Source organism: Gilvimarinus gilvus (assembly GCF_030518155.1).
Classification (GTDB): Bacteria; Pseudomonadota; Gammaproteobacteria; order Pseudomonadales; family Cellvibrionaceae; genus Gilvimarinus; species Gilvimarinus gilvus.
This window is the reverse complement of record NZ_JAULRU010000797.1, coordinates 178,512-198,678: the sequence shown is the minus strand read 5'-3', so window position 1 is coordinate 198,678 and position 20,167 is coordinate 178,512. Positions and strand designations below refer to the sequence as shown.

General features: G+C 52.5%; 25 protein-coding genes. 17 read left to right on the top strand and 8 right to left on the bottom strand.

Annotation, left to right across the window (positions count from 1 at the left end):
* Nucleotides 1-4: 4 nt before the first annotated feature.
* From lptB to QWI17_RS21050, 6 genes are read right to left on the bottom strand one after another with little or no spacing between them, the layout of a single operon-like run.
* Nucleotides 5-730 (bottom strand): LPS export ABC transporter ATP-binding protein, encoded by a 726-nt coding sequence (gene lptB / locus QWI17_RS21075; RefSeq protein ID WP_302724497.1) that lies wholly within the window; start codon nucleotides 728-730, stop codon nucleotides 5-7.
* 1 nt (nucleotide 731) lies between these two features.
* On the bottom strand, nucleotides 732-1,244 hold the full coding sequence (gene lptA, locus QWI17_RS21070; RefSeq protein WP_302724496.1) for a lipopolysaccharide transport periplasmic protein LptA: 513 nt from the start codon (nucleotides 1,242-1,244) through the stop codon (nucleotides 732-734).
* Nucleotides 1,231-1,773: an LPS export ABC transporter periplasmic protein LptC gene (gene lptC, locus QWI17_RS21065; protein WP_302724495.1), complete on the bottom strand. Its 543-nt coding sequence runs from the start codon at nucleotides 1,771-1,773 to the stop codon at nucleotides 1,231-1,233. Before lptC ends, lptA begins: the two co-directional genes overlap by 14 nt.
* A gap of 35 nt (nucleotides 1,774-1,808) precedes the next feature.
* Nucleotides 1,809-2,351, bottom strand: a complete 543-nt coding sequence (locus QWI17_RS21060; protein ID WP_302724494.1) for a KdsC family phosphatase — start codon at nucleotides 2,349-2,351, stop codon at nucleotides 1,809-1,811.
* 17 nt (nucleotides 2,352-2,368) lie between these two features.
* Complete coding sequence (locus QWI17_RS21055) at nucleotides 2,369-3,337, bottom strand: KpsF/GutQ family sugar-phosphate isomerase (protein WP_302724493.1); 969 nt, start codon at nucleotides 3,335-3,337, stop codon at nucleotides 2,369-2,371.
* 44 nt (nucleotides 3,338-3,381) lie between these two features.
* The gene (locus QWI17_RS21050) at nucleotides 3,382-4,344 is read right to left on the bottom strand and encodes a calcium/sodium antiporter (RefSeq protein WP_302724492.1); all 963 of its coding nucleotides are present in this window, start codon (nucleotides 4,342-4,344) and stop codon (nucleotides 3,382-3,384) included.
* A 205-nt stretch (nucleotides 4,345-4,549) separates the two neighbouring features.
* On the opposite strand from QWI17_RS21050, the gene QWI17_RS21045 reads away from it, so the two are divergent.
* The 8 genes from QWI17_RS21045 to QWI17_RS21010 all read left to right on the top strand — a co-directional run bounded on the left by QWI17_RS21045 (nucleotide 4,550) and on the right by QWI17_RS21010 (nucleotide 10,638).
* The gene (locus tag QWI17_RS21045; protein WP_302724491.1) at nucleotides 4,550-5,167 is read left to right on the top strand and encodes an MlaC/ttg2D family ABC transporter substrate-binding protein; all 618 of its coding nucleotides are present in this window, start codon (nucleotides 4,550-4,552) and stop codon (nucleotides 5,165-5,167) included.
* A gap of 113 nt (nucleotides 5,168-5,280) precedes the next feature.
* Nucleotides 5,281-5,508, top strand: coding sequence for a BolA family protein (locus tag QWI17_RS21040; protein WP_302724490.1), 228 nt, complete (start codon nucleotides 5,281-5,283; stop codon nucleotides 5,506-5,508).
* Between the two features lie 14 nt (nucleotides 5,509-5,522).
* Nucleotides 5,523-6,785, top strand: coding sequence for a UDP-N-acetylglucosamine 1-carboxyvinyltransferase (gene murA / locus QWI17_RS21035; protein ID WP_302724489.1), 1,263 nt, complete (start codon nucleotides 5,523-5,525; stop codon nucleotides 6,783-6,785).
* A 29-nt stretch (nucleotides 6,786-6,814) separates the two neighbouring features.
* On the top strand, nucleotides 6,815-7,450 hold the full coding sequence (gene hisG / locus QWI17_RS21030; protein ID WP_441294601.1) for an ATP phosphoribosyltransferase: 636 nt from the start codon (nucleotides 6,815-6,817) through the stop codon (nucleotides 7,448-7,450).
* Between the two features lie 41 nt (nucleotides 7,451-7,491).
* Entirely contained in the window at nucleotides 7,492-8,784 is a 1,293-nt protein-coding gene (gene hisD / locus QWI17_RS21025; RefSeq protein ID WP_302724488.1) for a histidinol dehydrogenase, read from the top strand.
* A gap of 168 nt (nucleotides 8,785-8,952) precedes the next feature.
* Nucleotides 8,953-9,546: a DUF6151 family protein gene (locus QWI17_RS21020; RefSeq protein WP_302724487.1), complete on the top strand. Its 594-nt coding sequence runs from the start codon at nucleotides 8,953-8,955 to the stop codon at nucleotides 9,544-9,546.
* A 255-nt stretch (nucleotides 9,547-9,801) separates the two neighbouring features.
* Nucleotides 9,802-10,323, top strand: a complete 522-nt coding sequence (locus tag QWI17_RS21015) for a GNAT family N-acetyltransferase (RefSeq protein WP_302724486.1) — start codon at nucleotides 9,802-9,804, stop codon at nucleotides 10,321-10,323.
* Between the two features lie 39 nt (nucleotides 10,324-10,362).
* Nucleotides 10,363-10,638, top strand: a complete 276-nt coding sequence (locus QWI17_RS21010) for a putative quinol monooxygenase (RefSeq protein ID WP_302724485.1) — start codon at nucleotides 10,363-10,365, stop codon at nucleotides 10,636-10,638.
* A gap of 29 nt (nucleotides 10,639-10,667) precedes the next feature.
* On the opposite strand, the gene QWI17_RS21005 is transcribed toward QWI17_RS21010, so the two are convergent.
* Together QWI17_RS21005 and QWI17_RS21000 are read right to left on the bottom strand one after the other, a co-directional pair.
* Nucleotides 10,668-11,807 carry a trypsin-like peptidase domain-containing protein gene (locus QWI17_RS21005; RefSeq protein WP_302724484.1) on the bottom strand — a complete coding sequence of 380 codons (1,140 nt, stop codon included), beginning with the start codon at nucleotides 11,805-11,807 and terminating at the stop codon, nucleotides 10,668-10,670.
* A gap of 14 nt (nucleotides 11,808-11,821) precedes the next feature.
* Nucleotides 11,822-12,307 carry a Z-ring associated ZapG family protein gene (locus QWI17_RS21000; protein WP_302724483.1) on the bottom strand — a complete coding sequence of 162 codons (486 nt, stop codon included), beginning with the start codon at nucleotides 12,305-12,307 and terminating at the stop codon, nucleotides 11,822-11,824.
* A gap of 171 nt (nucleotides 12,308-12,478) precedes the next feature.
* On the opposite strand from QWI17_RS21000, the gene QWI17_RS20995 reads away from it, so the two are divergent.
* From QWI17_RS20995 to QWI17_RS20955, 9 genes are all read left to right on the top strand, one after another.
* Nucleotides 12,479-13,150 (top strand): alpha/beta hydrolase, encoded by a 672-nt coding sequence (locus QWI17_RS20995; RefSeq protein ID WP_302724482.1) that lies wholly within the window; start codon nucleotides 12,479-12,481, stop codon nucleotides 13,148-13,150.
* On the top strand, nucleotides 13,147-14,253 hold the full coding sequence (gene zapE, locus QWI17_RS20990) for a cell division protein ZapE (RefSeq protein ID WP_302724481.1): 1,107 nt from the start codon (nucleotides 13,147-13,149) through the stop codon (nucleotides 14,251-14,253). The genes QWI17_RS20995 and zapE overlap by 4 nt, the downstream gene beginning before the upstream one ends.
* 158 nt (nucleotides 14,254-14,411) lie before the next feature.
* A complete protein-coding gene (gene rplM / locus QWI17_RS20985) occupies nucleotides 14,412-14,840 on the top strand; it encodes a 50S ribosomal protein L13 (RefSeq protein ID WP_302724480.1) in 429 nt (142 codons plus the stop codon).
* Nucleotides 14,841-14,854: 14 nt separating this feature from the next.
* Nucleotides 14,855-15,247, top strand: coding sequence for a 30S ribosomal protein S9 (gene rpsI, locus QWI17_RS20980; protein ID WP_302724479.1), 393 nt, complete (start codon nucleotides 14,855-14,857; stop codon nucleotides 15,245-15,247).
* 306 nt (nucleotides 15,248-15,553) lie between these two features.
* Entirely contained in the window at nucleotides 15,554-16,147 is a 594-nt protein-coding gene (petA, locus tag QWI17_RS20975; RefSeq protein ID WP_302724478.1) for a ubiquinol-cytochrome c reductase iron-sulfur subunit, read from the top strand.
* A gap of 2 nt (nucleotides 16,148-16,149) precedes the next feature.
* Nucleotides 16,150-18,207, top strand: a complete 2,058-nt coding sequence (locus tag QWI17_RS20970; RefSeq protein ID WP_302724477.1) for a ubiquinol-cytochrome c reductase — start codon at nucleotides 16,150-16,152, stop codon at nucleotides 18,205-18,207.
* A gap of 57 nt (nucleotides 18,208-18,264) precedes the next feature.
* Nucleotides 18,265-18,903 (top strand): glutathione S-transferase N-terminal domain-containing protein, encoded by a 639-nt coding sequence (locus QWI17_RS20965; RefSeq protein WP_302724476.1) that lies wholly within the window; start codon nucleotides 18,265-18,267, stop codon nucleotides 18,901-18,903.
* Nucleotides 18,904-18,947: 44 nt separating this feature from the next.
* Entirely contained in the window at nucleotides 18,948-19,346 is a 399-nt protein-coding gene (locus QWI17_RS20960) for a ClpXP protease specificity-enhancing factor (RefSeq protein ID WP_302724475.1), read from the top strand.
* A 167-nt stretch (nucleotides 19,347-19,513) separates the two neighbouring features.
* Entirely contained in the window at nucleotides 19,514-20,131 is a 618-nt protein-coding gene (locus QWI17_RS20955) for a Yip1 family protein (RefSeq protein ID WP_302724474.1), read from the top strand.
* Nucleotides 20,132-20,167 lie beyond the last annotated feature (36 nt).

Here is a 20,167-nt window from a genome sequence, read left to right as displayed (position 1 = left end):
CGCATTAAAGCATGAAATGCTCGCCCAGATAGACTTTACGCACCTTCGCGTTGTTAAGGACTTCTTCGGAGCTGCCTTCGGCAATTATATGCCCCTCGCTCACGATATACGCTTTTTCGCAGATGCCTAGCGTTTCTCTGACGTTGTGATCGGTAATTAAGATACCAATGTTGCGGTCCTTCAGGTGCCGAACAATTTGCTGAATATCGCTGACCGATATTGGGTCGACACCAGCGAAGGGCTCATCAAGCAGGATGAACTTGGGGTCTGTTGCCAGGGCTCGCGCGATTTCGACGCGGCGCCGTTCGCCGCCCGAGAGCGCCATGCCTAAGCTGTCGCGAATGTGTGTGATATGAAACTCTTGCAGAAGTGACTCCAGTTGCTGCTCGCGCTCGGCTTTGGAGAGCTCTTTGCGGGTTTGCAATATGGCCAATATGTTGTCCGCGACCGAGAGCTTGCGAAACACGGAGGCTTCCTGAGGTAGGTAGCCGATGCCAGCTTGAGCGCGGCCGTGTATTGGCATGCGGGTGAGTTCTTGCTCATCAAGGCTTACCCGGCCTTTATCCGCGCGCACCAGGCCGGCAATCATATAGAAACAGGTGGTTTTTCCCGCGCCATTCGGGCCCAACAAGCCGACAATTTCGCCGCTGGAGACGCTCAAAGAAACATCGACCACAACCTGACGGCTTTTATAGCTTTTGGCGAGATTATTTGCTCGAAGAGTGGCCATATTACTGCTCAATTACTGCCGGTGGAATAGTCATTTGAATGGGTTGGTCGCGTTGCTGGTCGCCCTTAGCACTGACCAGTTCGCGGTTGATGTCGTAGCGAATTTCGTGGCCTTGCATAATGGCACCGTCTTGTTCCAACCGTGCGTTTTGGCTGAGCGAGACTGTATTGACGGTGCTGTCATAGACAATGATGCCTGCTTTGGCGCTGACAATGCCACGCTCGACACTGGGCTGCTGTTCAAAGTGCGCGGGTTGACCGCTCGCGGTGATTTTCTCAACGCTATTGTCTTGGTTAAACTGGACCACTATGGTGTCGGCGCGGATGATTAAGGAGCCCTGTTGGAGACGGGCCTCGCCGGTGTAGGTTACACGCCCATTCTTTTGATCGAATGTTTGCTGGTTGGCCTGCAGCTGAAAGTCTTGTTTCCGGTCATCAGGCAGAGCTAATACTTCAGTACAAACGATCATTAGCAGCGCGAAACTGACGCTTCGCAGAAAATTAATTGGGGTCATAGGTACCTTTTACCTCAGACAGCAATTCTACCCGGCCGGACTCTAAGTCGGCGGCAAGGCCAATAGCACTGGTGGTGCCGCGAGCGCTTTGCATAGTAACAGGTTTATCGGTTGTGGCAATTTGCGTTTCAGTGTTGATGTATAAGTTATCGGTAGTGACGTCTATTCGCCCGTAGCGCTGGTGCTCATGAAAAGCGTTCACATTTCCCGTGAGTAGCAACGATTGCTGGTCGGAACTTGCCGTACCCTGAGTGGCAACCAAATGCCAAGGCGGTGAGTCATTTTCTCCAAAAAAAGCGAGCTTGGGTTGTTCAATGTAGCCTTGCATGGTGTCGCCCGACCTAAAGTAAGTCACGTCGCTGGCCTGCAAGGTGTGGGCGAGTCGTCCTTCCCTGTTAAAAGTGCGATCTTGCATGTGAACCATGTAGGCGTCCGGAAAGGCTACTCGCTGCCCCTCTTTGGGCCTATTCACTATATCTTGAGGCGAGAACTGCAGTGCGCCATAGAGCAGGGCGCTGACCAGCACCATAGTGACAAGCCATGAACGTGGTTGACCGGCTCGCATCAGAGTGAGCCTTGCGGGAGGTGCTGCGCCATGGCGTTTGTGTAGTGCCCCTGGGCTTGTAAAATTAGGTCGCAAGCTTCGCGCACCGCTCCATCTCCGCCGCTGCGATGGCTAATCCAGTGGGCGTATTCAGCTACGGAGGCGTGCGCGTTAGGAACGGTTAGGGCCAGGCCTACACGAGTCATGATGGATAAGTCGGGCCAGTCATCACCCATATGGGCAATTTCTTCGGGTTTTAAATGGAGTTGGTCAAACACTTCTTGCAGCGCTTGCCATTTGTCCTCGCGGCCTTGAATCACCAGTTCTATCCCCAGTTCTTTAGCGCGCCGGGCGACAATCTCGCTCTTGCGCCCGGTGATAATGGCAACCCGGACATCACTGTGCTTTTGTAAGGTCTTAATGCCTTGCCCGTCTTGGGTGCAAAAGCTTTTCATCTCGTTGCCGTGGTTATCGTAGTACAGCTTGCCGTCGGACAGTATTCCGTCGACATCGAGAATTAATAGTTTAATGCGCTTTGCCAGTGCTAGTGTTTGTTCAGACATGAGGTGTTGGGTATCCGTTAGACCACGCCGGCACGCAAAAGGTCATGCATATGCACAATGCCGGTGGCCTGTTTATCGGTGCCGGTAACAACCAGCGCTGTAATTTTCTTTTCTTCCATAATTTTTAATGCTTCGGCCGCTAGTGTTTCCATGCCAATAGTAGTGGGGTTGACCGTCATAATGTCGCGCATAGTGGCTGTGTGAATATCAATGCCCCTATCAATCTGGCGACGCAAATCCCCATCGGTGAATATGCCAATCAGCTGCTGGCTGTCCAGTACAGTGGTCATGCCAAAACCTTTCGAGCTCATTTCAATCAGCGCTTGCGATAAATGATCTGAGGGGGCTACGGTCGGCAATTGGTCTCCCGTGTGCATTAGGTCTTCCACTCGTAACAACAGTTTTCGGCCCAAGGTACCGCCCGGGTGAGAAAAAGCAAAATCTTCGGCGGTGAAGCCACGCGCCTCAAGCAGTGCGATGGCTAACGCATCGCCTAATACTGTTGTGACAGTGGCGCTTGAGGTTGGTGCCAATGCTAGTGGGCAGGCTTCGCGCTCAACTTCAATGGATAAGTGGATATCGCTCGCTTTACCCAGGGTGGACGTTGCGTCGGCGGTCATTGCAATAATGGGGACGCCGAGACGTTTAATCAGTGGCAGCAAAGTAATGAGCTCAGTGGAGTTACCCGAATAAGAAATCGGCATTAATATGTCATTTCGCGTCAGCATGCCTAAATCGCCATGGCTTGCTTCTCCCGGGTGCATAAAAAACGCAGGGGTGCCGGTACTGGCAAGAGTGGCCGCAATTTTTTTGCCCATGTGTCCCGATTTGCCCATCCCCGAGACTATGACGCGACCTTTGCAGTCGAGTATCAGCTGACAGGCGCGCGTGAAATCGCCGTTGATGCGGTTTGCTAAAGTGGCAACCGAGTAGGCTTCCTGTTCGATAGTACGCAGGGCTGATGCGCCAAAGTCAAAATTGCTCATGGTAGCTTCTGGCTGCTCCGTGGGTCGTTGGGTCATATATTCTATCAGCCGAGCAAAACAAAGTAGTAGCCGGCGTACACGAGTAGAAATACGATGCCCATAGTTTTGCCTAATCTTGCGCCGCCATTGTTCCGGTGGATAATACCGCTGGCAAACAGGGCAAGAGCAAGCAAAGCGGTTATGCCGGCCATGGCTACAAAGTCGCGGCTAAACACCTCGGCTTCCATGGTGATGGGGGCAATGATGCCGGGCAGCGACATAACCGCCAGCAGATTGAATAGGTTGGAGCCAATCACGTTACCAATGGCTATATCGTGGTGCCCCTTGAGTGCACTGGCGACTGATGCGGCGAGCTCAGGCAGGCTGGTGCCCACGGCGACAACGGTCAGCCCTATGATCAGCGGGCTGACCCCAAATGCCAACGCTAATTCACTGGCCCCGCGCACCAAAAGGTCGGAGCTTATGATCAGCGCCAGCAAGCCAAAAGCAAACCAGAACAGGGCCCGTCCCCGTGTCATATCTGGGATTTCGTCGTCAACTTCTTCTGGGTGATGGCGCTTGCTCCAAATAATGATCGCCATTGCACAGGGCAAGGCGAGCAACAAAGTTAAACCTTCGGCTTGCGATAATTGTGCATCGTAAAGGAACCAACCAGCTAAGGCGGTGATCAATAGCAGTACCGGCATTTCGGTTTTCAGCAAGTGGTTTTGTACGGGCAGTGAGGCGATGAGTGCTGTAACCCCCAAAACCAAGCCAATATTGGCCAGGTTGGAGCCCAGCGCGTTACCAATGGCAAGATCGCCCTTGCCCTGAAGGGAGGCGCTTATCGATACCAGTACTTCTGGAGCGGACGTGCCCAGGGCAACAATGGTCAGGCCGATGATTAGCTTGGATACACCGTAGCTTCGGGCCAGGGCGGCGCTGCCGCCGACAAATTTGTCGGCGCTCCAAATCAGGCCGGCAAAGCCTACCAGAACTAACAGTGCGGGCAGCCAAAGGTCGATCATAGGGGTCTCTCAGGGTGTGTGTTGGAACTCGGAATGTTGCGGGTGCTTTGTATACGCTGAGCACTCGCCGAAAAACCTAAGCGAGTAACCCACGGCACCATAGCAGTGGGGTAAGATGTTATAGTGTTACGCCTCGCGCGGCAATGTTGCGCCCTCCTCCGGCGGCAAAATCTATTGAATATTTAACAGTAAAAGGAAGATTATAATGAGCAGAGATGGCTTGAAGTCATTTATAGGTCGATTGGGTATGTGGTTTTCGGCGGCACTGTTCACCGTAGCGGTGAATGCGCAGGCGTCGGATCCGTATGCGATTGTCGAAAAAGTAACAGGCGAGTTGGTGAGCGCTGCGCAGGCGCAGAATACAGGTGGTAACAAGGCAGACTATGATGCCAAGGTGCTCAAGGCACTTGAACCGGTGGTGGCCTTTGATTATATCGCTCGCGTGGTGATGGGCGACTATTACGACGCCGCCAGCGCGGAGCAGCAGGTCGAGTTTGCCGAAAAATTCAAAGCTGGATTAGTGGCCTCATATGCCAAGGGGATTGCTAATTATGCTGACAGTGATATTCAGGTGCTTACCGGTGAGCCTGTAGGCGACAAACGCCGTATCACGGTCGATCAAGAGGTGAAGCATCAAGGCTCTGTGCATAAGCTGTCTTACACAATGGGGAAGAATAAGCAGGGTGAATGGAAGTTGATCAATGTCGTCCTCAATGGCGCGAATTTAGGCACCTCGTTTGTCAGTCAGTTTGAACAGCTGGCGCAAAAGTACGGTGGTGATGTAGCCAAAGTGATCGCCAACTGGGACGCCAGTGACGTATAACCGCTCAAATCGGGCCGTCAAGCGTGATTCTGGCGGCCTAATCCGGTAATATTCCCGCCCTAAGTAAACCCGCCAGCGCCCGAGTGGTGTTGGCCTCGTCCTGTGGGGACCCTATGCAAGCTGAGCAAATCCAGGCGATGATCGAAAGCGCCGTGCCTGACAGCCAGGCACAAGTCCAAATTGAAGGTAATCACGTCCATCTGCGCGTGGTTAGCCCAGCGTTTGCCGGTCAGAGTCCGGTTAAAAAACAACAAATGGTTTACGCCGTATTGAACGATATGATCGCCAGTGGTGAAATTCATGCCGTGCATATGCAAACACTGACGCCTGAACAGGCCTGATAGCGGATTGATTCATGGATAAACTGTTAATTAACCGCGCAGGTCCTCTCAGCGGGGAGATTCGTATTTCTGGCTCAAAAAACTCGGCGCTGCCGATTTTGGCGGCCACCTTGTTGGCGGATAGCCCAATAAACATTTCTAATCTCCCGCACCTGAACGATATTACGACCATGCTGGCGCTGTTGCGTTGTATGGGGGTGGGTGTCACCGTTGATGAGCGTATGGCTGTAGAGATTGATGCCAACCTTATCAATGATTTCACCGCTCCATACGAGCTTGTGAAAACCATGCGCGCATCCATTTTGGTGCTGGGTCCGATGTTGGCCCGCCATGGTGTTGCCAATGTGTCGTTCCCGGGTGGTTGTGCGATCGGGTCTCGCCCGGTGGATATCCACTTGCGAGGCCTGGAGGCCATGGGCGCCAGCATTGATGTAGATGAGGGTTATATTCGCGCCCGCAGTGATGGTCGCTTGAAAGGTGCGCATATTCTGATGGATACCGTCACCGTCGGCGGTACCGAGAATTTGCTTATGGCAGCGGTGCTGGCGGATGGTCGAACCGTGCTGGAAAACGCCGCCCGCGAGCCCGAAGTGGTCGACTTGGCCAACTGTCTGGTGGCCATGGGTGCCAACATCGAAGGCATTGGTAGTCAGACCATGATTATTGATGGTGCGGAATCGCTCAAGGGCTGCCACTACAAAATCATGCCCGATCGTATTGAGACGGGAACCTACCTTGTGGCCGCTGCGGCGACGCGTGGAACCATCCGTTTGAAGGACACCCGCGAGGACATACTCGAAGGTGTATTGCTCAAGCTAGAGGAGGCCGGCGCACACATTGATACGGGTATTGACTGGATTAGCCTTGATATGAAAGGCAATCGCCCCCGGGCGGTGAACCTTAAAACTGCACCGTACCCTGCTTTCCCAACGGACATGCAGGCGCAGTTTACGGCCATGAATGCTGTGGCCGAAGGTTCCAGTACTGTCACCGAGACGATCTTTGAAAACCGTTTGATTCAGGTGCATGAACTGAATCGAATGGGGGCCAAAATCAATCTACAGGGCAATACCGCCATGATCGAGGGCGTAGAATCGCTCAAGGGAGCGCCGGTAATGGCGACCGATTTGCGCGCCTCTGCCAGTTTAGTGATTGCGGGGCTTGTCGCCGACGGGACGACCCTAGTCGATCGCATTTATCATATCGACCGTGGTTACGAATGCATTGAAGAAAAACTGCAAATGCTCGGGGCGAATATCCGCCGCGTGCCTAACTGATTTCGCGACAGTCAATGACCGAGCCTGACATGAGCCAAATGATTACCATAGCCCTCACTAAGGGACGTATTTTAGAAGAGACATTGCCGCTATTAGAGTCGGCGGGCATAACCCCGCAAGAGGATATCGACAAAAGCCGCAAGCTGGTGTTTCCCACCAACCGCGACGATGTTCAGCTGTTGGTGTTGCGCGGTGCTGATGTGCCGACCTACGTACAGTTTGGTGCCGCTGATATGGGGATATCGGGCAAAGATACCTTGATGGAAAATGGCGCCGACGGTCTGTATGAGCCGCTCGATTTAAATATCGCCAAGTGCCAACTAATGACTGCCGCTATCAAGGGAGTGCCGATCAAAAGCGGGCGCATCCGCGTGGCAACTAAGTATGTCAACATCGCCAAGCAATACTACGCAGCACAAGGACGCCAGAGCGATATCATTAAGCTTTATGGTGGTATGGAGCTGGCGCCGATCATGAACTTGGCTGATGAGATTGTCGACATTGTGGATACCGGCAATACACTCAAAGCTAATGGTCTTGAGCCACGCGAATTTATCGCGGATATCAGTTCGCGTTTAATCGTGAACAAAGCGTCGATGAAAATGAAGCATGTGGGTATTCAGACCATTATCGACGGTATCGCGGCGGCGGTAAACCGCGACTGACTTCACTTTTATCAAAGATTCAATTTGCTGAGTACAGACTTATGATTACCCGACTCGACTCCAATACCCCCGACTTCAGCGCCAAGCTGGATGCCTTGCTGGCCTGGGATTCGGTGTCTGATCATAAAGTGGCCCAAATTGTTGATGAAATTATTAACGAGGTGAAGGCGCGCGGCGATGCCGCCGTGGTGGAATACACCAATCGCTTTGACCGTCGCAGCGCGGAATCAATGGCCGAATTTGTGGTGGGCGCCGATACGTTAGCGGCGGCACTCGATGCCATTGAGCCTGCGCAGCGCGAGGCGTTACAAGAGGCGGCACGTCGCGTGCGCGCCTACCACGAGCATCAACGTCAAGACTCGTGGCAATACACGGAAGCAGACGGTACTGTTTTGGGCCAAAAAATTACCCCCATGGAGCGAGTGGGGCTCTATGTACCTGGCGGTAAGGCATCGTATCCGTCATCCGTACTGATGAACGCGATTCCAGCCAAAGTGGCTGGCGTCGACGAACTGACTATGGTGGTGCCAGCCCCGGACGGCGTGCTCAATAATATGGTGTTGGCCGCGGCTAAAATTGCCGGTGTCGACCGCGTTATCACCATCGGTGGTGCGCAAGCTGTGGCGGCGCTCGCGTACGGTACCGAAACAATGACCAAGGTCGATAAAATTGTCGGTCCGGGTAATATTTTTGTGGCGACCGCCAAGCGCGCCGTATTCGGTCAGGTGGCCATTGATATGATCGCGGGGCCATCTGAAATTTTAGTGCTGTGCGATGGTGATACCGACCCGGATTGGATTGCAATGGATCTGTTTAGTCAGGCTGAGCATGACGAACAGGCTCAATCTATTTTGGTCAGTCCTGACGCCAACTTCCTCGATGAAGTAGAAGCTTCAATGGCACGCCTGTTGCCAACCATGTCACGCAAAGACATTATCGCCGAGTCCCTGTTAGGGCGTGGTGCACTGATTAAAGTGAACAATATGGACGAGGCAGTGGCACTGTCCAATCACATCGCTCCCGAGCATTTGGAAGTGTCTGTTGCCGATCCTGAGGCTTTGCTGCCCAGTATTCGCCACGCAGGTGCTATCTTTATGGGGCGTCACACTCCAGAAGCCTTGGGTGATTACTGCGCCGGTCCCAACCACGTGTTGCCAACATCTGGTACTGCGCGTTTTTCTTCACCTTTGGGGGTTTACGACTTTCAAAAACGCAGTTCGATTATTTTCGCCTCACCTGAAGGCGCGTCGACACTGGCGAAAACGGCCGCAACCTTGGCGCGCAGCGAAGATTTAGAAGCTCATGCGCTGTCGGCGGATTATCGTAAGTTGTAGGCTTTTGGTTGACGGTTGACGGTTGACGGTTGACGGTTGACGGTTGACGGTTGACGGTTGACGGTTGACGTCAGCTGTCTGACGCCGGAGGTCTGAAGCTACATACTGTTGATTGTCAGGGTGTAGCGAGTGTAAAAATAATGGCGGGTGCAGGTTCATGGAGTGACTATGTCCAACTCAGTTGATTTGAAATGCTTTTGCGGTCAGGTATCGGGCTCGCTTGAAATTGTTCCTAGTGCCAGTTTCCACGTCCACTGTTTGTGCTGCGACTGCCAAAGTTACGCTCGATTTCTAAAGAACCAAGAGCGTATTTTGGATGAGCATGGCGGCTCGGAGTTGTTTCAAACTTATCCCTCGTTAATGAAAATTACTGCCGGTGCTGAGCACATTGCCGGTGTTCAGCTTGCCCCTAAAGGTATCTATCGCTGGTACGCCTCCTGTTGTAACACACCAGTTGCCAATACGTTGGGTAAGGCGTCGGTGCCGTTTGTGGGGGTATCGGTAAAGTTTATGTGTTTTGCCAATGAGCAAGAAAAGCTGAGTGCGCTGGGCCCTGTGACGTTAAAAGCTTTTGGTAAGTATGCAGTGGACGAAATGCCCAAAGATGCTCATCCGCGATTTCCCCCATCGTTCTTGCCTAAAATACTCTGGTTTATGTTCAAAGGAAAAATAGGCGGAAAAAATAAACCGTCGCCGTTTTTTGCCGGAGATAAACCGGTTTCGGATGTTCAGAGGTTGGCGGTAACACCGGCGGGCAAATAACTCTGATTGCTATTTGAAAAAGCCACTCGTCTAAGGCGAGTGGCTTTTTTGTTGCCAGTCCAAATGTCGCTCAGCGTTGCTCTTGCGGAATGAGTTTGCCGATGCCTACGGCGCTTTTTTAGAGGGGTCTTTTAATGTATTTCAGTTTGAAAGGGGGGGGGCTCTTTGCTTATGCTGGCACCAATACCAAAATATAAGAATGTGGGTTGGCACTAGAGTGCAGATTCGATAGGCATAAAAAATTGGGGGGAGTTGATGCAGGCACCTCGAGTACAGCTTCGAGCTGCTGGTGTGGGTGATGCGGTCGCGATAGCCAGCGTGCAATGTGATGCCTGGCGCGCCGGCTACGCCGGGATAATGCCCTCTCAAGTTCTCGAAGTCATGAGCGTTGATGATTGTGCCAATCGTTGGCGAGCTGCCCTCGCCAAGCCGGGGCGGGGCTGCTACAAAGTGGCCGTATGTGACGGGCAGATAGTGGCTTTTGCCACTTATGGCCCGGCACGAGACCATGGGTTTGAAGGCGCAGAGTTGGTTGCGCTTAACGTTTTGCCCGAGTTCTGGCGGCAGGGGCTGGGACGAGAACTACTGGTTCGGATTATCGCAGAGCTCAAAACCGCCTACTCGTCGCTATACCTATGGGTGGCGCGCGATAACATAGGGGCGAGACGGTTTTACGAGACGCAGGGATTTACCGTTTCTGGACAAGAAAAGCAGCATCCGGAACACGGTAATATCGTTGAGACTTGTTATCGGTTGTGTCTGCAAAGCCCGTCCTAAGTCAGTAAGTTTTATGGGTAACGGTTGAGGTTGAGGCATATGGCTATTGTTTTATCGGGGTACATTATTGTTCCCGAGGCCGACTTCGAGGCGGTAGTGGCTGCGCTGCCAGAGCATGTGGCGAATACGCATGCCGAGCCCGGTTGTATAGATTTCAGTGTTACCGCAGACGAATACGTTCCATACAGATTTAACGTGTTTGAAAAGTTTGCCGACCGCCCTGCATTTGAGCAGCACCAAGCGCGTGTTAAACAGTCGGCGTGGGGGCTGATTGCTCGCGATGTGGTGCGCCATTATTCAGTGCGCGAGAGTTGACGCCGCCGGCGCGCTTAGCACTGGGATTGCTAAGTTCTTACTTCGCTGGTTAATCGACGTTCTTCAACGGTAACCTCAAACACCAGCTTTTCGGGAGTTCGGTCCGGGCGAGGGCGCAAAACCTGAACGGTTACTTTGGTGCCGGGGTCCAGCCCGGCGACTTCGTTTAGGCCTTGTCGCTCAGTCCCTATGGGTTGCCCATCAATATGGGTGAGTACATCGCCTGGGCGAATGCCGGCATCGTAGGCGGGATCATTGACCGGAGTATCGGTGACCAATACACCGGCAACACTGCCTAAGTTCAGCTCGAGCACCATCGCGGGGGTGAGTCGCTCTACGGTCAAGCCAAGCCATCCCCTAACGACGCGACCATATTTAACAATGTCGCTGAGTGAGTCAATAGCGTCATCCGCGGGCACGGCAAAGCCAATGCCAACGGTATCGAAAATGATTGCGGCGTTGATGCCCAGCAAATTTCCCTGCGTATCAATCAGTGCGCCGCCGGAGTTGCCGGGATTAATGGCGGCATCGGTTTGTATGTAGTTTTCGTAAGTACTGATACCCAGGCCGTAGCGGCGCAAAGCACTGACGATTCCCTGAGTGACAGTTTGACCAACACCAAATGGATTGCCGATAGCCAGCACGACATCGCCGACCCGGGTCTGGGCTGGGTTACCGATTTGAATGGGGGTGAGATTATCCAGCTCAATTTTGAGTACGGCGAGGTCACTCTCTGGGTCGTTACCGATAAACGTGGCACCGGCGCGGCGCCCGTCGTGGAGCAAAACCAGAATTTCATCCGCACCGTCAATGACATGATTGTTGGTGAGTAGGTAACCCTCCTCGCTCACTATGACACCGGAGCCAAGAGCCGATTGCACACGCTTTTGTTGTTCTGGATTGCGATACAGGTGTTCGAATAAAGGATGCTCTGCCAGTGGATGTTGCTTTGTGCCAATAATTTTGCGTGAGTAAATATTGACGACTGAGTTGGCAGCTTGATCAACGGCGTCGGCGTAAGAGGTAACCTGAGATGGATTGGCGTGCTTATTCGCTGCGACCGGTAATTGCCAGGGCATTAGACGCGGAAAGGCGATAAAAATAGTCAGTGCGATAAAAAGGCCCGCCAATGCGGGCCAGAGTATAAATTGCAGGGCGCGAACAGGCATAAGAGTGTGTCGCGCTACTTAGAATCGTCGACTGCAGCGTCTTCCGCCGCCGCCCTGGCCAGTTTTTCAGCTTCATCCAGGCCGTACTCTTCACTCAGGGTGCCTTTGCTGCCGGCGCGTTTGGGGGCCCAATCACGAGGTGCTTCGACGTGCGTATGCTCTAAGTTGTGCCCTTTGTTGCCAGGCAAATGGTGTTGTGCTTCTTCCAATAATTGACGGCTAATTTCGGGAGTGCTGAGCTTAAGAGCGCTGGAAGCTAAGTGCTCGTGCATATCGCGATAGCTTTCATTCAGGCTGTTGACCAGTTCAGTGGTGCGGGCGAAATGTTCTGTGACGTCGTGCTGGTAATGATCGAGAGCTTCTTCAGCTTCTTGCAGACGCTTTTGCAAATCATTGGGGCGATTGCCGTTGCTACTCTTGCGAGAGAGCACATAACCGGTGACACAGCCAATAAAGGCGGCAACCAAAGCGGTAACAATGATGGTGGTCAATGAGTACACAAAAACTCTCCTGGCTCAGTACTTAAGTATTGGTGAACACAGCCTTGTATTCCACACATGTAAAACATCCTGCTGAAACTGTATTATACGGCGTTTTGTGCTGTAAAGAGAGGCCAGAGTCGCAGCTTGGTCAATTCTTTTTGCCGCACGGCCTTATTAAAATGGTAGACCATGTCTAATTTACTTACACAGCCATCGGCTTTGATCTCGGGCCCGATGGGTGTCATTGAGGTTGCCGGTACGCCTGCAAGCCCCGGCGCGCCCTACAGTGATACGGGTGCAGCGGCCATTGTCTGTCACCCGCACCCGTTGCACGGGGGCACGATGAACAACAAAGTTGTGACAACACTGGCCCGGGCCTATCGCGATTTGGGTATTGGCGCGCTGCGGTTCAATTTTCGCGGTGTCGGCCACAGTGAGGGCAAGCATGACAATGCCATCGGCGAGGTGGAGGATCTTGTCGCTGTAGCCTCTGCCCTGCTCACTGAGAATCCCAATACCCCCCTATTGTTGGCCGGCTTCTCTTTTGGCTCGTCAATAGCGGCACAAGCGAGCTACCGACTGCCGTGTCTTCACCTGAGTCTAATTGCACCCCCGGTGCCTCGGTATGTGTTCGAGCGCGCGGGGAAATTTTTAGCCCCTGTTTGCATTGTGCAAGGCGATGACGACGAGCGAGTGGAAGAGCCCGCGGTGCGCAGTTGGGCGGGCGAGTTGTCAGGCGACGTGCAATATCACTGTTTTGTGGGAGCCGGCCATTTTTTTCACGGTAGATTAACGGAACTGAAGCAGGTGATCGCTAAAGCGCTTATTGATCAGTTGCCCCCAGAGGAGCTATTACAATGACAAGTGGGCTTCTTTCGCCTATAGAGCGCTACCAGCGCGACCTGCAGACGGATGGGTTTCAGCATGATCCGGCGCAGGAACAGGCAGTTGGCGAATTGCAGGGCCTTTACGAACGGCTAAAACAGCCTGTGGTTAGGCCAGGTTGGTGGGCCAGATTGACAGGAGAGCGCTGGCTGGAGCCGGTTCGCGGCCTGTATTTTTGGGGCGGTGTAGGTCGCGGTAAAACCTACCTAATGGACAATTTCTACGAAAGCCTGCCGTTTGAGCGCAAAATGCGGGTTCACTTCCATCGTTTTATGCGCCGGGTTCACGGTGAATTAAGGCAGCTGGCTGGGCAAAAAAACCCACTTGAGCAGGTGGCGGAAAACATTGCGGCCGAGGCGAGGGTTATTTGTTTTGACGAGTTCTTCGTCAGTGATATTACCGATGCCATGATTTTAGCGGGGTTACTTGATGGGTTATTTCGCCGCGGGGTGACTTTGGTCACTACTTCGAATATTGAACCTGCGGGCTTATATAAAGATGGTTTACAGCGAGCGCGATTCTTACCCGCCATCGCCTTACTCGAAAAGCATACGCAGATAGTCAATGTCGATGGCGGTGTCGACTACCGGTTGCGTGCACTGGAGCAGGCTGAGCTGTACTACTCTCCTTTGGGGGCGGAAGCGCAGGATGGGCTGGAGCAGGCATTTAAACGCTTGTGTCCGCCCGGTGCCGAGGTCAGGCATGAGCAGCGCCTCGAGGTGGAGGGGCGCTATCTGATGGCTCTGCGGCTGGCAGACGATGTCGCCTGGTTTAGCTTTGCCCAGTTGTGTGACGGGCCGCGCTCGCAAAACGACTATATAGAGTTGGCGCGGGAGTTTCATGCGGTCATCGTGTCGGGCGTGCCGCAGTTGGGCCGAGATCGCGATGATCAGACGCGCAGATTCATCAATTTGGTGGACGAATTTTACGACCGCAACGTTAAGCTGGTAGTCTCCGCCGAAGTGGAATTGTCCAATTTGTACGCAGGCGGTAGGCTCAGCTTTGAAATCGAGCGCACCCAGAGTCGCTTATTGGAGATGCGCAGCCACGAATATCTCGCGCGGCCGCACCGCCCGTAGGTACGTGTGGGTGCCGGGTCCGCCGCCATAGTTTGGTCTGGCGTATTGCGTTGTATGAAATGCTTAAAAAAGCCGCAAAAAGTGCTTGAAATGCAGTTCGCCCTTATGTAGTATTCGCGCTCTTTTGTGGGAAGCACCACCTAGTAGGCAGGTATAACATGAAGACATATAGTGCTAAAGCAGAATCGGTCGTTCGCGATTGGTTCGTGATTGATGCAGAAGGTAAGACTCTGGGCCGTATGGCTACGGAGATCGCTACTCGTCTGCGCGGAAAGCACAAACCTGAGTACACCCCGCATGTTGACACCGGTGACTACATTGTAGTTATTAACGCAGAGAAAGTTGCTGTGACCGGGAAAAAAGCAACTGACAAGATGTACTATCGTCACACCGGCTACATCGGTGGCATCAAGTCAATGAGCTTTGAGAAGCTGATCGAAAAGGCCCCAGAGCGCGTTATCCAGAGTGCTGTAAAAGGCATGCTGCCGCGTGGTCCGCTCGGTCGAGCTATGTTCAACAAGTTGAAAGTGTACGCAGGTAGTGAGCATCCGCACACTGCTCAGCAGCCGCAAGAACTTAACCTCTAAACGGAAAGCTGATTATGGCAGTTACTCAATATTACGGTACCGGCCGTCGTAAGACCTCGACCGCTCGAGTGTTTATTACACCCGGCACAGGTACAATTACAGTTAATGGTCGTCCGCTGGATCAGTATTTCGGTCGCGAAGTAGCGCAGATGGTTGTGCGTCAGCCGCTGCAGACCACCGATCTGGCAGAAAAGTTCGACGTTAAAGCCACTGTCGCAGGCGGCGGTAGCTTTGGTCAGGCGGGTGCAATTCGCCACGGCCTGACACGCGCGCTGATGGAGTACGATGAGACTTTGCGTCCATCGCTGCGTGGTGCCGGTTACGTGACTCGCGATTCTCGTGAAGTTGAACGTAAGAAAGTCGGTCTGCGTAAAGCTCGTAAAAAGCCACAATTTTCCAAGCGTTAATTTGGCTTTACGACAGCTGTTACAGCGTGTTCGATCGAAAAACGCTCAGGGGCAACCCTGGGCGTTTTTTTGTTTTGGGTTTGGTGTTGCGGATGGCCTGGGGCTCACCGTTTACGCTAAATAAAGCGAGATCGACACGCGTGCCAATGCCCCGCAGCCCTTATCTGGCGCGGTCTTGTTGGCTTGTCCTTGTAACAGTTGACTAATTTCATTAATATTGGCGGATTTTTAAAGACAATAAAATTAGTCTAAATCTTTGAAAATTCGTGATTTTTAGCCGTCGATGCTGTTAGGGGAGAAGTCGTCATGAGCAATGACGTTGTCAACAAGACCCGTCGTCGCGTACTCACCGGGGCCACCACTGTTGTGGGTGCCATTGGTGCGGTAGGTGCCGCGGTTCCTTTTGTCGGGTCCTGGAACCCGAGTGCAAAAGCCAAAGCGGCCGGTGCACCGGTCAAAGTAAACATCAGTAAAATTGAGCCCGGTGCAATGATCACCGTTGAGTGGCGCGGCAAGCCCGTTTACATTTTGCGCCGCACCGAAGAAGCTTTGGCCGGTTTACAGAAAACCACAGAGCTGGTTAGTGACCCCAACTCTGAAGAGCCGCAACAGCCTGTTTACGCTCAGAATGAGACTCGCTCGATCAAACCCGAAGTTTCGATCTTGCTGGGTTTGTGTACGCACTTGGGGTGCGCACCTATGTTCCGCCCGGATGTGGGTGCACAGGATTTGGGTGGCGATAGCTGGCAAGGCGGATTCTTTTGCCCCTGTCACGGCTCTAAGTTCGATTTGGCGGGCCGTGTGTACAAGGGTGTACCTGCTCCCATTAACTTGGAAGTTCCCCCCCACGCCTACGATGGTGATGATTGGGTAACGATTGGCGTGGATCAGGAGGCCTAAACATGAATTGGATGAAAGGATTGTGGAGTTGGGTTGACGCTCGTCTGCCTGTACAGCGCGCTTGGGATACCCATATGGGTAAGTACTACGCGCCTAAAAACTTTAACTTTTGGTACTTTTTTGGGGTCTTGTCGATTCTGGTGCTGGTCAATCAGCTATTGACCGGTATTTGGTTGACCATGAATTACACCCCGAGTGCCGAAGAGGCGTTTGCCTCTGTTGAGTACATCATGCGTGATGTCGATTACGGTTGGATTCTGCGCTACATGCACTCCACTGGCGCTTCGGCGTTTTTTGTCGTGGTCTACCTGCATATGTTCCGCGGTTTGATGTATGGCTCATACAAGGCGCCTCGCGAACTGGTCTGGATCTTCGGTATGACCATCTACCTGGTGCTGATGGCCGAAGCCTTTATGGGTTATGTGCTGCCCTGGGGACAAATGTCCTATTGGGGTGCGCAGGTAATCGTGTCTCTGGTCGGCGCCATTCCGGTTGTTGGCGATTCACTGGTTGAGTGGATTCGTGGTGACTTCCTGATTTCTGGAATTACCCTGAACCGTTTCTTTGCCCTGCACGTGGTGGCCCTGCCAATTGTTTTGCTTGGTCTGGTAGTGCTGCATTTGCTGGCGCTGCACGAGGTGGGTTCTAACAACCCCGACGGTATCGAAATTAAGAAAAACAAAGACGAAAACGGCATTCCTAAAGACGGTGTGGCTTTCCACCCGTTCTACACTGTCCACGATCTAGTGGGTGTGTCGGTGTTCCTGTTCGTGTTTTGTTTCGTTCTGTTTTTTATGCCGGAAATGGGTGGTTTCTTCCTTGAGTACGCCAACTTCGAAGAAGCAAACAATCTGAAGACGCCAGCGCATATTGCTCCGGTCTGGTACTTCACGCCTTTTTACGCCATTTTGCGAGCGATAAACTTCCCGATTGGCCCCTTGGATGCGAAGTTCCTTGGCCTGGTCGCAATGGGTGCCGCTATCGCAATCTTGTTTGTGCTGCCTTGGTTGGATAAGAGCCCGGTTAAGTCAATGCGGTACAAAGGTACTTTCAGTCGCGTGGCATTGATTGTATTTGCCGCGGCGTTTGTGATTTTGGGCTATTTGGGGGTTAAGTCACCAACGCCTGGCCGCACGATTCTGGCCCAGATATGTACCATTTTGTACTTTGCGTATTTTATCGGCATGCCATTTTGGACCAAGCGTGAAAAGACCCAGCCAGAACCCGATCGTGTGCGCATGAAGGGCTTGCCGCTGCCATTGGTATTGGGTGGCTTTGCACTCTTCGCTGTGCTGGTGGTTGTGCCGATTAAAGCAGTGGGCGCCGAAGGAGCGTTCGACTGTGGCGCCATTCCCTGCGACGCCATGGAGCCGGATCTGGAAAATAAGGCCTCGCTGCAGCGCGGCGCCAAGTATTTCGTCAACTATTGCATGGGGTGCCACTCGGCAAAGTTTTCGCGCTACGAGCGCGTTGCCGATGACTTGGGCATTCCCCATGACCTGATGATGGAGAACATGGTTTTTGGCACCGATGAAAAGCGCATCGGTGATCTGATGGAAATTTCCATGAGCAAAGATTTGGGGAAGCAGTGGTTTGGTGCTGCGCCGCCCGATCTTACGCTGGTAGCGCGTGCACGTAACCCACAGTGGCTGTACACTTACCTACGAAATTTTTATAAGGATGAATCGCGCCCGTTGGGGGTTAATAACCGCGTCTTTGCCAACGTGGGCATGCCCCACGTAATGCTTGAGTTGCAAGGCTTACACGAGTGTGGTGCTGGCCCTAAAATCGATTCACACGGTCACGCGGTACGTGATGATTTGGGTAATCCTGTAATGGATGAACACTGCGGCGCTTTGGTAGAGGGTGATATTAAAGGCACCATGACTACCGAAGAGTTTGACCGCGCTATTTTCGACCTGGTGAATTTCCTCGAATATGTAGCAGAACCTTCTCAGTTGGATCGTAAGCGCATTGGCGTTTTCGTACTGCTGTTTATCTGTGTACTGTTTGTCTTTACCTACCTGTTGAATCGTGAGTACTGGAAAGGTATTCACTGATTGCATGGGCGAGCGCAAGCTCGCCCTCCGATTTACATAAATAGTTGAGGTGAACTAATGGGTGTTGTCACTAAGCGCTCATCCATGATTTTATTTTCTGGCCCGAGTGACCACTATAGCCATCGTGTACGGATTGTATTAGCTGAAAAAGGTGTTTCAGTAGACACAGTAGACGTTGAAGCGGACAGTAAGCCACGTGAATTGGCGGACCTGAACCCCTACAACTCTGTACCGACGCTGGTTGATCGTGATCTGTCGCTGTATGAGTCGAAAGTCATCATGGAGTACTTAGACGAGCGTTTCCCGCACCCGCCACTGCTGCCGGTTTATCCGGTTGCGCGCGCGCAAAGCCGTCTTTGGATGTACCGATTAGAGCGTGATTGGGCGCCTATGGTCGATACAGTTTTATTGGATCCTAACGGCCCGGAAGCTGATAAGGCTCGCAAAGAATTGCTCGATAGCTTGCTCAGTATCGCGCCGATCTTCACGGAAATGCCATTCTTTATGAGTGAAGAGTTTACCATTGTCGATTGCTGTTTAGGCCCAATTTTATGGCGCCTTGAGCTGCTGGGTATTGATATACCGAATACTCGCCAGAGCCAGCCACTGCAGCAGTACATGGAGCGGTTGTTTGAGCGGGATTCGTTTCAGCAAAGTTTGACTGAGTCCGAGCGAGAGATGCGTCGCGGCGCTTAATTTATTGGCAGGCTATGCCTGCCCGAATGCTTAGAGGTTATATCATGTCCATGAGTTCCAGCCGTTCGTATATGCTTCGTGCACTTTACGAGTGGATCGTGGATAACAGTTGCACCCCCTATATTCTGGTTAACGCCAAAGCGACGGGTGTCGAAGTGCCACAAGAGCATGTCAACAAGGAGGGGCAAATTGTCCTGAATGTTTCGCCCACGTCTGTGGTCGGATTAGAGCTGGGGCAAGAAAGTGTGTCTTTTTCCGCGCGCTTTGGTGGCGTTTCGCGCGATTTGTTTATTCCCGTTTACGCAGTGCTCGGTATCTATGCACGTGAAAATGGTCAGGGTATGGTATTTGATGCTGAACCGGAACCGCCAACTCCGCCAGAGCCACCCGCGCCAGATGGTGGCAGTGATGCGAAACGACCCAGTTTGCGGGTAGTGAAGTAACAAAAGGCGCTTAGGCGCCTTTTTTATTGCTTCCATATACTCATCTCTATTTAAAAATCCGCCAAGTATAGCGATTTCTTATTTGTTGCACTTGCCCAGCGCTTGTTATCTTAAACCTACGATCAGTTTATCGAATAATAAGAACGAAAGAAGTAGGAGTAGTAACAATGGCAATGTTCCAGCATACCCTAGGTATTTTTACCAATCCCGACCGCGAGTGGCAGCGAATTCGCAGTGAGGACCAAAGCTTTTTCCGTGTCTATTGGACGCATGTGCCTCTGCTTGCACTTATTCCGGTGATTTGTGCCTACTTCGGTGTTACCCAGCAGGGCTGGAGCATCGGCAGTGGTGGCGTGGTCAAATTAACGGCGGAAAGTGCATTGGTGCTTTGTGCTTTTGCCTACGTGGCCCAATTGGCGGCCGTCTATATTTTGGGTGAATACATTAACTGGATGAGCCAGAGCTTTGGAGTGGCTGACGATGCCAGTAAGCGTCACTACGAAGGCACCGCGCTTGCCGTTTATTCCGCCGCACCGATGATGTTGGCGGGCGTGGTTCTGCTGTGGCCAGAACTTTGGCTGGTAGCTGGCGTATTTATTGCCGCTGCATGCTACTCAACCTATTTAATCTATGAGGGTATTCCCATTTTGATGAATATCCCCAAAGAGCGTGGCTTTATTTATGCCAGTTCAGTGATTACGGTAGGGCTCGTATTGGCTGTGGTTGTCATGGTAGCCACGGTTATTGTGTGGAGCTCGGGAATGGGCCCGGTTTATGTGAGTTAGATAGCGCTACAACACAATACATGAGTGATATTCGAA

Excerpts from the sequence above, each read along its gene's own strand:
- QWI17_RS20970 (WP_302724477.1), top strand. The coding sequence starts at position 16,150 with ATGAATTGGATGAAAGGATTGTGGAGTTGGGTTGACGCTCGTCTGCCT.
- zapE (WP_302724481.1), top strand. The coding sequence starts at position 13,147 with ATGACAAGTGGGCTTCTTTCGCCTATAGAGCGCTACCAGCGCGACCTG.
- lptC (WP_302724495.1), bottom strand. The coding sequence starts at position 1,773 with ATGGTGCTGGTCAGCGCCCTGCTCTATGGCGCACTGCAGTTCTCGCCT.
- QWI17_RS21060 (WP_302724494.1), bottom strand. The coding sequence starts at position 2,351 with ATGTCTGAACAAACACTAGCACTGGCAAAGCGCATTAAACTATTAATT.
- QWI17_RS21010 (WP_302724485.1), top strand. The coding sequence starts at position 10,363 with ATGGCTATTGTTTTATCGGGGTACATTATTGTTCCCGAGGCCGACTTC.
- QWI17_RS20960 (WP_302724475.1), top strand. The coding sequence starts at position 18,948 with ATGTCCATGAGTTCCAGCCGTTCGTATATGCTTCGTGCACTTTACGAG.
- QWI17_RS21050 (WP_302724492.1), bottom strand. The coding sequence starts at position 4,344 with ATGATCGACCTTTGGCTGCCCGCACTGTTAGTTCTGGTAGGCTTTGCC.
- QWI17_RS20955 (WP_302724474.1), top strand. The coding sequence starts at position 19,514 with ATGGCAATGTTCCAGCATACCCTAGGTATTTTTACCAATCCCGACCGC.
- murA (WP_302724489.1), top strand. The coding sequence starts at position 5,523 with ATGGATAAACTGTTAATTAACCGCGCAGGTCCTCTCAGCGGGGAGATT.
- QWI17_RS21005 (WP_302724484.1), bottom strand. The coding sequence starts at position 11,807 with ATGCCTGTTCGCGCCCTGCAATTTATACTCTGGCCCGCATTGGCGGGC.
- rplM (WP_302724480.1), top strand. The coding sequence starts at position 14,412 with ATGAAGACATATAGTGCTAAAGCAGAATCGGTCGTTCGCGATTGGTTC.
- hisG (WP_441294601.1), top strand. The coding sequence starts at position 6,815 with ATGAGCCAAATGATTACCATAGCCCTCACTAAGGGACGTATTTTAGAA.
- QWI17_RS21020 (WP_302724487.1), top strand. The coding sequence starts at position 8,953 with ATGTCCAACTCAGTTGATTTGAAATGCTTTTGCGGTCAGGTATCGGGC.
- QWI17_RS21045 (WP_302724491.1), top strand. The coding sequence starts at position 4,550 with ATGAGCAGAGATGGCTTGAAGTCATTTATAGGTCGATTGGGTATGTGG.
- QWI17_RS21055 (WP_302724493.1), bottom strand. The coding sequence starts at position 3,337 with ATGAGCAATTTTGACTTTGGCGCATCAGCCCTGCGTACTATCGAACAG.
- QWI17_RS20995 (WP_302724482.1), top strand. The coding sequence starts at position 12,479 with ATGTCTAATTTACTTACACAGCCATCGGCTTTGATCTCGGGCCCGATG.
- QWI17_RS20965 (WP_302724476.1), top strand. The coding sequence starts at position 18,265 with ATGGGTGTTGTCACTAAGCGCTCATCCATGATTTTATTTTCTGGCCCG.
- QWI17_RS21015 (WP_302724486.1), top strand. The coding sequence starts at position 9,802 with ATGCAGGCACCTCGAGTACAGCTTCGAGCTGCTGGTGTGGGTGATGCG.
- petA (WP_302724478.1), top strand. The coding sequence starts at position 15,554 with ATGAGCAATGACGTTGTCAACAAGACCCGTCGTCGCGTACTCACCGGG.
- lptA (WP_302724496.1), bottom strand. The coding sequence starts at position 1,244 with ATGACCCCAATTAATTTTCTGCGAAGCGTCAGTTTCGCGCTGCTAATG.
- lptB (WP_302724497.1), bottom strand. The coding sequence starts at position 730 with ATGGCCACTCTTCGAGCAAATAATCTCGCCAAAAGCTATAAAAGCCGT.
- QWI17_RS21040 (WP_302724490.1), top strand. The coding sequence starts at position 5,281 with ATGCAAGCTGAGCAAATCCAGGCGATGATCGAAAGCGCCGTGCCTGAC.
- hisD (WP_302724488.1), top strand. The coding sequence starts at position 7,492 with ATGATTACCCGACTCGACTCCAATACCCCCGACTTCAGCGCCAAGCTG.
- rpsI (WP_302724479.1), top strand. The coding sequence starts at position 14,855 with ATGGCAGTTACTCAATATTACGGTACCGGCCGTCGTAAGACCTCGACC.